Genomic DNA, 13,608 nt, shown 5'->3' on the forward strand with positions numbered 1-13,608 from the left:
ATCTTGATTTATATATTTATACTCAAAGTATTTAATTCTTGCAGAAGGACCGAAATCACTATTAGTCCAGTTGATATAATCAAACTTCACATTTAATTTACCGGATTCATTTACTATCATTGTGACTGAAAACCAAGGTTCTTGGTCATTATCAATAAATACCTTTTGAAGTACATGGGTTAGTTCAAATAATTCATGAAGTGCAGTATTATAGAGTCTCTTATCTACACCATAAAATTTGGGGATAAAATGTGAAAAAACAGCTTTTTCATTATCTGCTTTTGGTATAAAAAAGAAAAAAACTCCTCCTTCTTTCCCCTTCACTTCTCCATTAAAGTAAAAATTACTCCATTCAACAGGAATCATATCATTAATCTTTTGAGCTATTTGTTGATATAATTTATTTGATTTTTGTTCAAAGCTCATCATTGTCAACCTCCTGATTCATTCACAATCTCACGAATCACTGGGTATATATTTTACATCCATTTACTCATTCCCCCAGTTTTACGATGAACTGTTCGGCAATCTATATTGTAAAGATAATAGAAATTATAAAAATAGATTCAAAGCTCATGTAGCTTTGAATCCTGACTTCATCTATCTTGCTTCTCCATAACTATTAGGAGAAACTATAATTTCTTGTAATAATGTTATTAAATTTAACTACTTATTCGATCATTCATTCGTGCCAATATATTTAATACTTTTATAAAACTCATTTTCACTTCATAATCATTGCCAACGAAAAGTACTTCCTCTATCCCCTTGTTGATAGAATGGTTTAATACCTGATACAGACTATTTATATCGACGGATGCTGAAAATTCATTTTTGTAACCATGCTCCAAAGACTCTTTTTTACTTTCATCCTGGTTTGTATAAATTTTAATAGTTTTTTCAATTTGCAGTGGAGAAAACTGATTAAAGATTAGCTCTTCCCCTGTTGTCTCTTTTGCAGGTATGATCCATAATTTTTTTGACCCAAATTTCATTTGATTAAACAGAGTCATAATCTTGTATTCTTGTTTTTCTAAAACAGGCTGGCGCTGCACTGCTAGTAATGAGGTATTTACTAAATCATATACATTGGTGGTCAACGTATTTTTCCCTTCATCAACAATTAATCCACTGACCCCAGAAAACATCGCATTAAACAAAAAAACCGTTAATTCCTCAATGGCTACTTTCTTATATAAACCAACCTCATCTTTTTTCAAGTTGTAATGGTTCGTATATTCCTTTGCAATCGTTTCCTCAGTAAATAACCAAACGCTCGGAGTATCGTTATATCCTATTCCGCAGAAAATGGGAGCCGTCCCATCCTTAATGCTTTCTACTGATGATTCCTTCCTTACCACCGTAAACAAGTCTTTTGTTTTGACGATATCGAAGATAATTTTTTCATAACAGGATTGAAATTGTTCTGACGATTCTTCGTATCTATTTAATAAAGCAATCTTTTCCTGTACAAGACTTTCTGTCATCGATCAAGCCCCCCTTATTCAAAAAGCTCCGTTTCTATTTTAAAACACTCCTCTAAAGTAACTTCTCTTCGAATCGTGTTCTTGCTCAGATAATCTTCCTTTACATGAATAAGTTGAAAGTCATCAACAGATCCGAGTCTTTTCGTATACAGATCTCTATCTTGATAATCAAGATTACACTCTTTGCCTAAATTGGGATCCGACGTCACAATTTCTATCTCTTTATCATCCTGGAAAATACGGGTAACAAAAAATTCATGATTTTTGTATCGGGCGATAAAATATTCCCGATATAACTCCGTAACCTCTTCCTTTTTTACTTCTTTTTCATGTAAATCTTTATCGTATGCAGACATAGCAGATGTGAAACCAGGTTCGTTTCGGTGCAGAAATAATTTAATGGTCGTTATTTGGCCTTTAACCCTTGCTGCAAAGGCCTTATATTTCTTATTATCATAAACAGCAACGTATCTATCCATAATACACCCACACTTCTAATTAGTATTAACAGTAAAGTTGATTGGTTCAAAACGGCCGTTTCTAAAGATAGCAATTTTCTCCTCTTTGCCATCAACCACCCTATACATCTCAGCACCTTCTTGAATGTTGGCTCGTGTATAATCCTTCACTTGCCACTCTGGTACGATGGTATCATTTCTTCCGCCTAAAAAGCCATTATGTGTACAAGGATAAGAATCGGTAGTGGAACCATAAAATTCTGTTCCATATGGTATTTGAATCAAATCGTCCGACACATCACTGTATTTAAAGCGGATGACCGCATAAGAATCACCATCGTCCGGATACGTTCTAATGACAACCCCATCTTTTTCGTACGTATAATCTAACCGTAACGTCTCAAGGGTTTCCTTATAATCACTTGTTACGTTTACGACATCCTCATACTTAGCAACATAACCCGCAACGGTTGTATATGGATTTTCTGCCTTTAGATAGCCATCAATGGAGTCTATCGGTATTACCTTACTCATTAAAGTGTCTTCCGTTGGTTTTTCTACAGACTCCCGAAGGTAAAAGATTAAATTCATTTCACGATCTGACAATTCTTCGACTGGCGTCAGCTTAATCCGCTGGAATTCTTCTACACTAATATTATTTTCCTGTAAAACTTTTAAGATATTTTCTGAGATTCTCTCATCGGCCGGATCCGCCGCCTTCACACTTCGACTTCCAAGATTAACCCCATCAATCCTGCTCAACACATCTTTGAGCTTATTTTCCACCGCATGGGTATTCTCAACGGGGATTCGAACCTTTCCTACATCGCCAGCATCGTCAATTGACAAGCCCATCCGGCGCGACGGGGTAATGTTTTTCACCTGTGTAATAGCAGAATCTACTAACCTTCCTGCTTCCAGTGTATCTTTTGCGATTTTATTTTTCATCACATTGGTTGTATCTATTATAGCCGATGAGGCACTCTTCAAACGTGTGACCGATTGCTGGCCAGCGGTTTTCACCATGTTGTCGATATGAGTCATTCCTTGATGGATGCTCCCTTTAACTCCTGTCCGCAATCCGACCGTTCCGATACTCTCCCCTAGATGGGCGAGACGGACCGTACTTGAGAATTTCGTTAACCCACTCACCCCAGGAACAATATCCAATGGAGCTAATAGTCCACGAAACCAACGTTCACCTGTCCCAAGATCCCGGCCTGATACCCAATCCTTGCCGGAAACAGCCGAACTCAATTCCATGGCTCCATACGCTGCCCCTAAGGCCATACCTGCCGGCGGGCAGATGAGCGTCGCCCCCACAATAACGACCAACGCCCCGATCTGAACCCAAAATTCCTTGTCTTCTTGTTGGTCACGAATCGATTCGTACTCAAAGGCACGAGTATTAAGTATCGCCTGCTGATACTCCTCTTGTGAAAAATCCTGATCTGGATTGAGCTCCTTCCAAGCGTCATATTCAAGCTTCATTTGACTTGCATAGTAATTATCTCCGCTAAATAAGTCATCCAAACTTACTTCCGTTTTAGGCACTTCAAATGATTGCGCAGGACCGTACCCCGCATAAACATACTGTGTCTCTGTCGCCCCGACTCGATTAGTTGTTGTATAGCTGGAAATCGTTAAATTCCGCATCGCTTCAACAAACGCATCCATGTCTTCATAGAAAGGCTGATCAATCGTACGATCTACAATCTCTCCGACCTTCCCGGTAAAGCTATGTAATACCTGAAAGTCCTCAAACAATCCTTGGTACTTGCTTTTTTGACTGGTATGTTGAAATGTTATGACCCCATCACTATCATAGTTCGCGATATCTGACTCAGCATCCTCTAAGTTTTCACTTAGATCTTTCAGCGTATCAATCATCCCTTTGCCCCAGCGGCCCAGGCCAATTAAATCGCCAATGCCATCTTTCATCTTTTCCCAGTCTGAAGGGATATATTTTACATCCATCACATCATACCCCCAGTTTCGCGATGATTTGCTCGGCAATCGCTTCGTCTGCCTGCATCATCGTATTTAGGATATCAATCACCAACGCAGCTGCACGGGAGTAATTCTCATATAAATCCATTACCTTTTGATTAGCCTCCGCATATACTTCCATTGTCTTTTTTGCTTTTCCTTCTGTGTAATAATCGATGTTTCCGAGCTTTTCAATATTCGGGGCCGCATTGGTCTCCAGCTCCGTAATAATAGCCTGTAAGAATGAAAAAATCGTTGTCATTTCATCAGGATTTATATTAATAAGCAGGCTGGATCCGCCCCCATCAGCTTTAAGCATGTGACTTCGCCTCCTTATAAGGGAAATCCATTTCGTCAAATAGGACCTTCAAAAACCAATATTGACTGGCATGGTAATATTTTTTATTTACGGTATCAACCATGATTAACTTTTCTTCTTTCGTAAAGATGAGCCACTGCTGATAATAGTGCCAATTAAATCGATCTTTATGTTCCTCGTTCAGATGGAAGAACTCTAAATTCATCAACATCTCTTCCGGCTCAAAACTCTCTGTCTCGCGTCTTTCCTGATTGGATAATTCTTTTTTTAGGAACGCTTTTTCCATTTCAACCGGTTCTCTTACAATCACCGGAAATTGTTCACTTAACATTTTTAGAAGTGTTGCTTTAGAGGTGATACGTAACTGATAATGACCTGGCGCCTCCAACTCTACCAGCACAATGACCTCGTCTCTTTCACGTTCACGGAAGGCAAAGAGAAGATTATTGATACGAACGTATTTCTGGCTTTGATGATAAAATTCAAGGGTTTGGATGACTAGTGCCCCAGACTTTGTGATCTTCCCGTCGGGTGTAATGATTTTCTTCTCAATCAGACGATTATGAGCCTCTTTAAAGATTTCTTCGCCTTTTAATTGGTAAACTTCTTTCTCGGGTAAGCCAAAAAGAACATTCCCACCAAAGGCTGCCGCTAAAAGGTATAATTCAGCCGCTGAAAACGTATCTGTTGAACGTTCCATCATAAATTCTTCACTTCCCTCACTGAGCCGTCTTGAAGGAAATCATCTACATAACCATCTAGATTATTTAACGCCTTTGTTTGTTTTGCGACAGCGGACTTCATGTCATGATGATACTTCTGAATGATTTCCAGATAACTTAAAAAGGAATCTCTAGACTTACCGCTCCATTTTGCCGAATGAAGATAAGAAATTAGTTGTTCACAAGATTCATAGGTTTTTTCAATCGATTGCTCTAATGCCTTTGCCGCGGCCTTCGCTTCATTTACTTTATCCCCGTCAATTCTAACGCTCCCCACTGATCAATCGCTCCAATCTCTCCTGTAGCTCTTTCAATTCCTTTTCTCTTCTTACTCTTTCCGCTTCCGCCTCTTTAATGGCCAAATCCTTATAATGAACATATCGTTCATATGCCTTATTTTTCGCTGAAACCAGTGAACCCCGATTTTCTTGATCTGCCCGAAAATACTGTTTTAATTTTTCCGTTACTTCTTCCCTGCTCGTTTCAAAATCATTTGAAGGTATTTTTGAATTTGATAGATTCGGAATAGTACCTAGATAGGAACTGTAGGCTGCATTTGCTTCTGATACCTTATGGTCGTGTTCCGAGATGGCACTCTTCAGCTTTTCATACAGCTCATAATACTCATCTCTCTTTTTCTCCAAGTCACTTTTAAACCAATCAAACATGGACATTCACTTCCTCTCTATTTACGTAAGGAGCAGCAATTTTAATTTTTTCTGCTTTGCCCTGTCTAATGTAGTAGGCTTCATATGGAAGTAAGTTTTGCTCTTTGTAAGGTCGATTCAGGACCTCAAGTATGCTCTGATCCGTAATTCTTCCAATTAAGACTCCCGTCTTTTGCTTCTTCACTGTTGTGGCGATATCATCATATTGTCTTTCTAATGCACCATGGAGTGCTCCGATCACAAAATAAATTCCTGTTCTCGCACCCGCTTCGATCAGATTAGCCAGCGTCGATTGGCTAGTAAACGACATCGATTCGATAATGAAAGATATATCTGTGATGAAGACAACCATTGGGCGAACTTCCTTCAGAAAATCATTCCTAGTCGCTCGCCCGCCCGTAGCTGATTGTACTTGACGGAAGGCATCTTCCCTTGTTTCAAATAGCTGCTGCAGTCGCTCTACAAACACATCCATTGTTTCAGATTGGTCCGCATAGAGATTCACATTTTCCTTATAAACTCTAAATCTAGAAGAAACATTATCAATTAAACCCACATCAATGTGATGATTAACAGAAATACTGGCAATCAGTGTTAGATACGTTTGTTCAACCGCATCCATACGATCACTTAAGATTAATGTGGTTTGATCTTTCATGACTGTTAACTCCATTGGCTCTACATTTTCAAAATCGACGGCAAACGGAATACCGCCATTCTTTACTATCGCTTTCGTCTCTTGTTTTTCAATAAAAGGAGCAAACTCAATGACATCTGGAACCATTGGAATGGGTGATGGCAACTCCCCATGCCAGGCATTGCGCATCTCTTTACTCTCCTCTTGAACCCGATTAATAATCGAGAGCGTGTCGTCCCCTTCAACAGGTAAAGCTGTTTGGAATAATGTTGGCTGCTCTAATTTAACCAAGCCTCTTCCAGGAACTTCTTCAATGTGTAAATCCGTTCTACCGACAATATTTCTCGGCTCCATTCCATCAATCATAAATAAGGAGATTTGATGTTTAATATTGGCGAGAACTGGAGCTCTCAACACACTTTGGCGTCCTGCACTAATAACCATATGGATGCCGACACTAACACCTTCCCTGGCAATTTGCGCAGCAATTTTTTCAAAATCGTCTCGGTAGGAAGCATCACTAATGGAATCGAACGTATCGATGATTAAAAGAATAACAGGGACTTCTTCTCCACTTACTTGTTCATACATCTGAATATTGGCGACACCATATTTACTTAATCGTTGCTTACGCTCTTTCAATTCATGTTGCAGGCGGCGGAAAAGCTTTCCTAGTTTTATTTCTTCATCCCCCATAATTATGTCTGCTGTGTGAGGAAGTTCCCTCAATGGCAGTAACCCGTTCGATCCAAGGTCTATCAAATAGAAATGGACTCGTTTAGGGCTGTGTTGTCTAGCGATATTCATCGCCACAGTTTGTAAAAAGGTGGACTTCCCATACCCTGGACTAGAAAAGACAGCAATATGACCATCCTTGGTAAGATTCAATGTAAGTGTTTTTTGGGCTTGCATTTCTGGAAGATCTAGAAAGCCAAAGGTCACTTCCAACGGTTTCTTCCTTCCGTACCAGGCCTCTTGATAATTCATGTCATCTAGATCTGGAAGGAAAATCTGCTCTTCCAACGGAGGCAGCCATGGTCTAGGCAGATCAGCGATACGTTGTTCGGCTGCATAAGCATGTATATAATCCACGACCGCATGCAGTTGGGTTGGAACCTTCGTAATTTCCTTCTGAGTCGATAGTCCACTTAAGTCATCCGAAATGATGTCGTATTGTCCAAGATCATTAATGGCATAAATGGTTGTGTCCAGTAAGTCTTGTTCATTTTTATCTGGGATATAATCGGCACCGCTCCATGCACTTTGAAAAAGTTCATAGATTTCATTGTTGCCGACTTGTAAGTAAGCACGACCAGGCAGTGTGATATTTGCAGCATCCGGTGTTTTCAAGATTTCCGTCGAATCACTGGCGTTTTGAACTTTTAATGCAAGTTTAAATTTAGAGTTGGACCATATTTGGTCATCGACAACACCACTGGGCTTCTGGGTAGCTAGAATCAAATGAATCCCCAGCGACCGACCAATACGGGCTGTCGAAACCAGTTCCTTCATAAATTCAGGCTGCTCGGATTTGAGTTCTGCAAATTCATCTGATATCAAGAATAAATGGGGCATCGGTTCACTGGCCTCACCTGATTTATAAAGTTTTTGATATTGATTGATATGGTTGACATCATACTCACCAAAAACACGCTGGCGCTTTTGTAATTCTGCTTTAATCGAGGCAAGCGCACGCATCGATTGCGTACCGTCCAAATTTGTAATCGTTCCTAATAAATGCGGGAGATCTTTAAATAAATTTGCCATACCTCCGCCTTTATAATCAATGAGCAAAAACGCAGCTTCATGCGGATGAAAGTTTACCGCAAGTGAAAGAATATACGACTGAATAATCTCTGATTTACCAGAACCAGTTGTCCCAGCGATTAAACCATGTGGTCCATGTGCTTTTTCATGAAGGTTCAAATTAACAAGATCTTCTTTCCCCCGCAATCCCAGTGGAACAGCAAGGCTTTTATAGGTTTCATTTCGAGGCCAACGCCACTCAATACCGAGCTCCTCCACTTTCTCTACACCGTACATTTCGAGAAATGTCACGCTTTCTGGAATCGAATTTTTTAAACTTTGCAGGTGATTAAGCGATGCCAGCGCGCGAGAGAAATCTTCTTTATTAAAATCTTCCGGAAATTGATCCGGTGTGAATCTCCGATTAACTAATTCACCCTTCTCAAGGATCATCACTCCAGTTGAGGCATCACGAATATCAATCACCGTTTTCACATGTTCAGGTAGAGACTGCATGACATCTTGCACGAATACAAGGGAAACTCCTAATTCACTTGGGTTCTCATTAAAGTATTCCATCACAGAATGATCCAATATCATTTTTTCATCGGTGATGAGCACAACAAAATGAGGAGTAAAATACATTTTTTCACTTTTATTACTTTTCTCATTGATAGCAAGCCTTCGAGCTTTTAATATCTGATAAAGTGAGTTTAAAACTTGATCACGCGAACGTTCGTGATAAACAAATCCCCTTACGTTTAGTTCTCGTAAACTAGCATGTGGGAGCCAGCGCATCCATTCCCACTTTCCCTTTTCTTCTTCAGGAAAGATCGTGACAAACTGCACATCATGGTAACTATGAAATAGAGACGTCTGCATCACCAGCATTTGTAACTGTTCAAGCACTAGCGAACGCTGTCCAATGTATCCAACAGGTCCATTGATCAGTGATGTTGCTGCCGGTACATCGTCTAATGTAAGATACTGAGCCCGAATATTGCGGGCAGTATCTACCAGTTCATCCTTCACAAGGGTAAACTCCTCGATCGTAAATTCGACCTCGAAGCTCGAATCAACGCGCCCTAATCCAAGGCGGTACTTAAGGAAGTCATGATGTAAATTGGTCTTCTCATAAATTCGGGAATCGACTTTCATCGCCATAACTCGTAATTGCTCCACATCTGGAAAATGATAATTCAATGCATGACGCTGTTCCTGACTTACTTGATATAATTGCTGTGTTTTCTGTTTCAAGTACTCTCGGTAGCTTGTATCCCGTTCCTTAATATCCAACCGGTATTGCTTCAGGCTTTTAAGATAAGATGTGATGGAAAAAACGACCGTGGTTACTGTCATGGCAAGCATAATGATGATATAAAAACCATTCGATAGAAATAATGAGACCAAGATCATTGCTGCAATCATCACTAGCGGAGGAACGATCACCCGTGCCAGCTGTTCACTTGGTTTTCCAGGTTTATTAGAGGGTTTTGCAATCTTTTGTTTTTCCTCAGGCTCACGATAGATAATTCTTGGTGAACGATGATAATCGGGGTAATGACTGCCGAAATTATTGTGAATGTCAAATAAACGAATTAATTTCGTTGCAATGATGGATTCTGCTCCCACAATTTCAAGTTCGTCCTGGCCAAGCTTCATCATCATTCCTTCAAAAAAGAGCTGGTCTCCTGGTTCTAGCTCTACCACACCCGTTGTCCGAACATAATTGTGGTAAACCTCACCCTCAAAGACTTCCAGTTTAAAAGGATCCCCTAACTTCTCGCGAATAAGTACAAAATCCAGGGTTGAATTATTGATTCTTACATCATCGTAATCATTAGCACCAAATGTAATACTAAAGTTTTGTGTTGTATCGTACACACACCTCTCAGTTTCTTCCATGATATAAATCTGAATGATTTCATCATGCGTGTTTAACGAAAGGCATTCATTTACTTGCAGTTTCTGTGTACCGATTGTGCATGCAGCACCATCCCACATAATTGACAATTCTGGATGAAAATCAATAAATGTAATCGTGTTCGATTGATCATTTCCGACTGTAATTGTTTTTGGTTCACCTATTATTAAATGACATTTATGCAATTGACCTTTATAGCTCAGAAGTAATAATCGTTGTGTCATCTTTCTCTCCCTCAGTTCTGCGGGTTTAATATGGATTCCAGACCATATTTGTCAGCATATGAATCATATTGTTCCTGAAACTTTTGAACCTTCTTTTCACGCTCTGTCCCACTTAAATCAGGGTCATTTTTCGCCTGCTCTATTTGTTTGATTAGTCCATACATGATTAATTGAGGATCATCAATATACTTGGCAAGGTCGATGGTTCTGGCAAAATCGCCTCGACCATTGTAAATCCAATACAATAAATAGTTCGGATCACTTTTTATACTGATATTTTTCAAAATTACTTCTTTTTGATCATCAGAAAGCTTCTCTGTTTCAATGAATGAATAAGCAAGCACATACTTACTGGTATTTGGCAATTTTTCTGGAGTTTGATTTTCTAAATCAGTAATCACATTTCCATAATCTAAGGATAAAAAGTGACGATCCGCTTCGAGGAGATGCGCTTGAAAAGGTGTTTTGATAAAAGTCAGATAAACGAGCGGCACTGCTAAAATAACAGCAAGTGCAATCATGATAAAGGTTAATTGTTTAAAAAGACGAAATCTCTTTTTCGGTACATTTACTATGGTTTTTTCTAACTCTTGTTTTTCCTTTAAGTACTGTTCTTCCAAAAAATTGACTAAAGCAGCGAATTCCTGAAGTTCACCCACTTGACGTTCAAATGCGGAATCCTTGGCATTTGCTAATGAACCAGAATAGAGGTCATCAAAGGTATACTTTTTTGAAAATAATGCGACAATAATACATTTATATTGGAGAATAAATTTATCTTCATTCAGTTCATATGGGGGAATTAACTCCCGGATACCGCGAAACACGATTGATGGTAAAAGATTATCATCAAAAATCAGATTGTCGGGATGTAAGAAGAAGGTCATGCGCGTGGTTAGGATTGTTCTGAATCGAGCAAGATTACACAAAAGTCGTAGTTTTTCTTTTCTGTTTAGCTTTTGTACGTCATCCCATGTGTGAGCCCTTGGATTGACTTCAAATGAGAAGGTAAACTTGTCGTCTCCTTCTTTAACGATTGCAGGTACGAATAAATCTGAGTCATGATTAATTAAAGCCAATTGGCGTACATCTTTTACTCGTGTTTGTGATTTCGGCAAGTCGAGCTGCCATTTATTTTTAAGAATGAGAAACTTGTATGTCATGGACTCCAATTGGATGCTTTTTTCATTCATGTGTTCTGACTCCTTTTGTGAAATAGGCACTATCTTACAACAGATAGGCCTATTTCTATTTACTTGGATGTGTTAAACTTGTCTGTTGATTTCCGTTCCAGGCACTTCGCTTTCCGCGGGCGTGCCGGGGAGCCTCCTCGTCGCTTTGCTCCTGCGGGGTCTCCCCTGCCCCGTACTCCCGCAGGAGTCTTCGTGCCTGGAACGAAGGTCAACAGAGTGCCAAAATCAACATTAACCTTTAACACAGCCATTTACTTATAAGACTAGTAAAAGGTCTCCATTGGTTACCGGGTAATCGATAAGCCGATCGTCATCTGCCAATAAGAGTTCTTTATTGGAAAGCTTTACTGCAAAAAGAGGTGCCGTTGCAAGATCCAGATTTAAGGATTCGGACAAGTTCACCAGCAGTTGTTTAATCGGTTGGTGAGCAGGGATTCTTACGTCATATTGCCCTTTGCCCCATCTGCTAAAATCAACTGTCACGTTTACATGTGTTTGACTAGGCATATTGCTCCTCCTTTACCCAAGCGTTTTTCTCATCATTGTAAATATCCCGCCACAACCCAGGACGACCATCCCTAAGAATGTCGTTATGGTTTTGGTGTTTAAAAAATCACCTGGTTGATTCTCAGGCTCATTCTGGGTGGGTACTGGAGTCTGTTGAACAATATAATTACTCGAAAACAATGCCTTTTCGGTATTTTTCAATGTAATATCAGGCTTACTTGGCGTAACAAAAAGAGCTTGTTGTAAATCTGACGTGGATTGTTCCAATTCTATTTGTTTCGTCTTGAGGGCATCCTGTGTTTGTTCCTTGAACAGGCCGGGCGCCAATCTTTCCAATTCCGTTTCTTGATCACCCTGTGTTTCCAAGTTTTCCCTTTCGATTGCATCTTGGCCAATCCGGTCCGTTTGCAATCGGATTTTCCCGCTATGATCTAGGGCTTCATCCGCCATAGGCTGGAGTGAAAACATAAAAAGGAATCCGGTAAAAACAGCAATCACACTAAAGAGCTTCACTAATTCCTTCATGATTAACCTCCTCGCTTTTTACAAAACGATTCGAGACAAACAAATGGCCTGCAAGACTAACAACCGCCAAGGCTGCTAGGCCCACTATAATCCACTTCGTGTCAGATGCCCCACTTCCAAACTTCATTAATAACGTCTCAATATATTGTAACGGTGAGTAGTCTCTTAATTTAGCAGCTGCAGAGAATTGGTCAAAGTGCCGTCCAAGTGCTTCCGTTAAGAATAAGTAGAGGCTTAGGATCACCAATAGGATGAACATACCAGCCATTTTTAACTGACGTAGTAAATAAGTTGCCACTAGCAGCAGCGTGACCATGATTAAGGAGATTAATGTAGTCCATTGCAGGAACTTGCCTTCACTCATTTGCAGCATCTTGCCAGACATCAGCCCGATCACCAGCCCCTCGATTAGACCAATGCTTACAGTTATAATCGTGATCGGTGTATTAGTGGCGATTATGGTTCTTTCACCTGCAAATGTATCCATTTGCAGACGTTTCCGCTCGTTATTAGAGAGAACATAAGCAGAAAATAACGCAACAATGAAACAGATCAAAACAACAAAGTAAGGAGTAAAGGTATCACCTGCAGTGATTACCCCAGCATTCTTGGTTTCGACTGGTTTAGAGAGAAAGCTTAACAATTCTTCATTCGGCCGGTCACCAACGCGGCTATTAGCGAGCACGCCTGCAAAATTGTCAGCGAAGTTTTGATCCTCTGCCAATTTATTCATTAGATTATTGGAAAGGTCCCCTGCCTGCTGTACTAAAGTCGTTCCACTTGCTTTAATTTCCTTGGCTTGACGATCGATGGCATCGAAGGTTTGATAAACCGTATCCGCAGAGTCTAAATTAGTTTTTGACTGATTCGCTAGAGTTTGACTTGAAGCGAGCAGCGAGTTGAATTCATTGCCTATGGATAGAACAACCTGTTGTTCTTCTTCCCCATTCATCAAAACTTTTGCCTGCTCACTTTGGAGTTTAAGACTTGCTTCGCGCCATGCTTCCAAATCTTTTAATGTGTCAGAAAGGTTCGTATTTAAAGTTTCTGCTTGTGCCGTTGTTTCCTTAATCCTTTTCGACATTTGGGCTGCATTTTGATTTGCATCGTTAACGAGCTGTGTATACTCATCTATTTTGCCTTTTACATCTGTCGTCTGTTGTCTTATTTCCTCTGTGATTTGTTCAGCAACGTAAGCAGCTAATACAT

General features: G+C 39.9%; 12 protein-coding genes and 1 pseudogene. All 13 read right to left on the bottom strand.

Annotated elements, in window-relative coordinates; genetic code table 11:
- Positions 1–429, bottom strand: a 429-nt coding sequence (locus V7659_RS03725) for an immunity protein YezG family protein (protein ID WP_335538197.1), incomplete at its 3' end; no start/stop codon positions are given.
- Between the two features lie 233 nt (positions 430–662).
- Positions 663–1,487 (bottom strand): hypothetical protein, encoded by an 825-nt coding sequence (locus V7659_RS03730; protein ID WP_335538199.1) that lies wholly within the window; start codon positions 1,485–1,487, stop codon positions 663–665.
- Positions 1,488–1,501: 14 nt separating this feature from the next.
- Positions 1,502–1,966: a hypothetical protein gene (locus V7659_RS03735; protein ID WP_335538200.1), complete on the bottom strand. Its 465-nt coding sequence runs from the start codon at positions 1,964–1,966 to the stop codon at positions 1,502–1,504.
- A 15-nt stretch (positions 1,967–1,981) separates the two neighbouring features.
- Positions 1,982–3,922 (bottom strand): hypothetical protein, encoded by a 1,941-nt coding sequence (locus V7659_RS03740; RefSeq protein WP_335538202.1) that lies wholly within the window; start codon positions 3,920–3,922, stop codon positions 1,982–1,984.
- A 4-nt stretch (positions 3,923–3,926) separates the two neighbouring features.
- On the bottom strand, positions 3,927–4,253 hold the full coding sequence (locus V7659_RS03745) for a hypothetical protein (protein WP_335538203.1): 327 nt from the start codon (positions 4,251–4,253) through the stop codon (positions 3,927–3,929).
- The gene (locus V7659_RS03750) at positions 4,246–4,956 is read right to left on the bottom strand and encodes a DUF5081 family protein (RefSeq protein WP_335538205.1); all 711 of its coding nucleotides are present in this window, start codon (positions 4,954–4,956) and stop codon (positions 4,246–4,248) included. The genes V7659_RS03745 and V7659_RS03750 overlap by 8 nt, the downstream gene beginning before the upstream one ends.
- On the bottom strand, positions 4,953–5,252 hold the full coding sequence (locus V7659_RS03755; RefSeq protein WP_335538207.1) for a WXG100 family type VII secretion target: 300 nt from the start codon (positions 5,250–5,252) through the stop codon (positions 4,953–4,955). Before V7659_RS03755 ends, V7659_RS03750 begins: the two co-directional genes overlap by 4 nt.
- A complete protein-coding gene (locus tag V7659_RS03760) occupies positions 5,239–5,643 on the bottom strand; it encodes a chorismate synthase (RefSeq protein WP_335538209.1) in 405 nt (134 codons plus the stop codon). The genes V7659_RS03755 and V7659_RS03760 overlap by 14 nt, the downstream gene beginning before the upstream one ends.
- Positions 5,636–10,174: a type VII secretion protein EssC gene (gene essC, locus V7659_RS03765; protein ID WP_335538210.1), complete on the bottom strand. Its 4,539-nt coding sequence runs from the start codon at positions 10,172–10,174 to the stop codon at positions 5,636–5,638. Before essC ends, V7659_RS03760 begins: the two co-directional genes overlap by 8 nt.
- A gap of 11 nt (positions 10,175–10,185) precedes the next feature.
- A complete protein-coding gene (essB, locus tag V7659_RS03770; protein ID WP_335538211.1) occupies positions 10,186–11,367 on the bottom strand; it encodes a type VII secretion protein EssB in 1,182 nt (393 codons plus the stop codon).
- A 255-nt stretch (positions 11,368–11,622) separates the two neighbouring features.
- Entirely contained in the window at positions 11,623–11,874 is a 252-nt protein-coding gene (locus V7659_RS03775) for an EsaB/YukD family protein (RefSeq protein ID WP_335538212.1), read from the bottom strand.
- Between the two features lie 12 nt (positions 11,875–11,886).
- Positions 11,887–12,399, bottom strand: a complete 513-nt coding sequence (gene essA / locus V7659_RS03780; protein ID WP_335538214.1) for a type VII secretion protein EssA — start codon at positions 12,397–12,399, stop codon at positions 11,887–11,889.
- Positions 12,374–13,608, bottom strand: a pseudogene (locus tag V7659_RS03785) (type VII secretion protein EsaA); the annotation flags it as partial. The gene essA and the pseudogene V7659_RS03785, both read right to left, overlap by 26 nt.

This window comes from Neobacillus drentensis, assembly GCF_036966985.1.
GTDB classification, from domain to species: Bacteria; Bacillota; Bacilli; order Bacillales; family Cytobacillaceae; genus Neobacillus; species Neobacillus drentensis_E.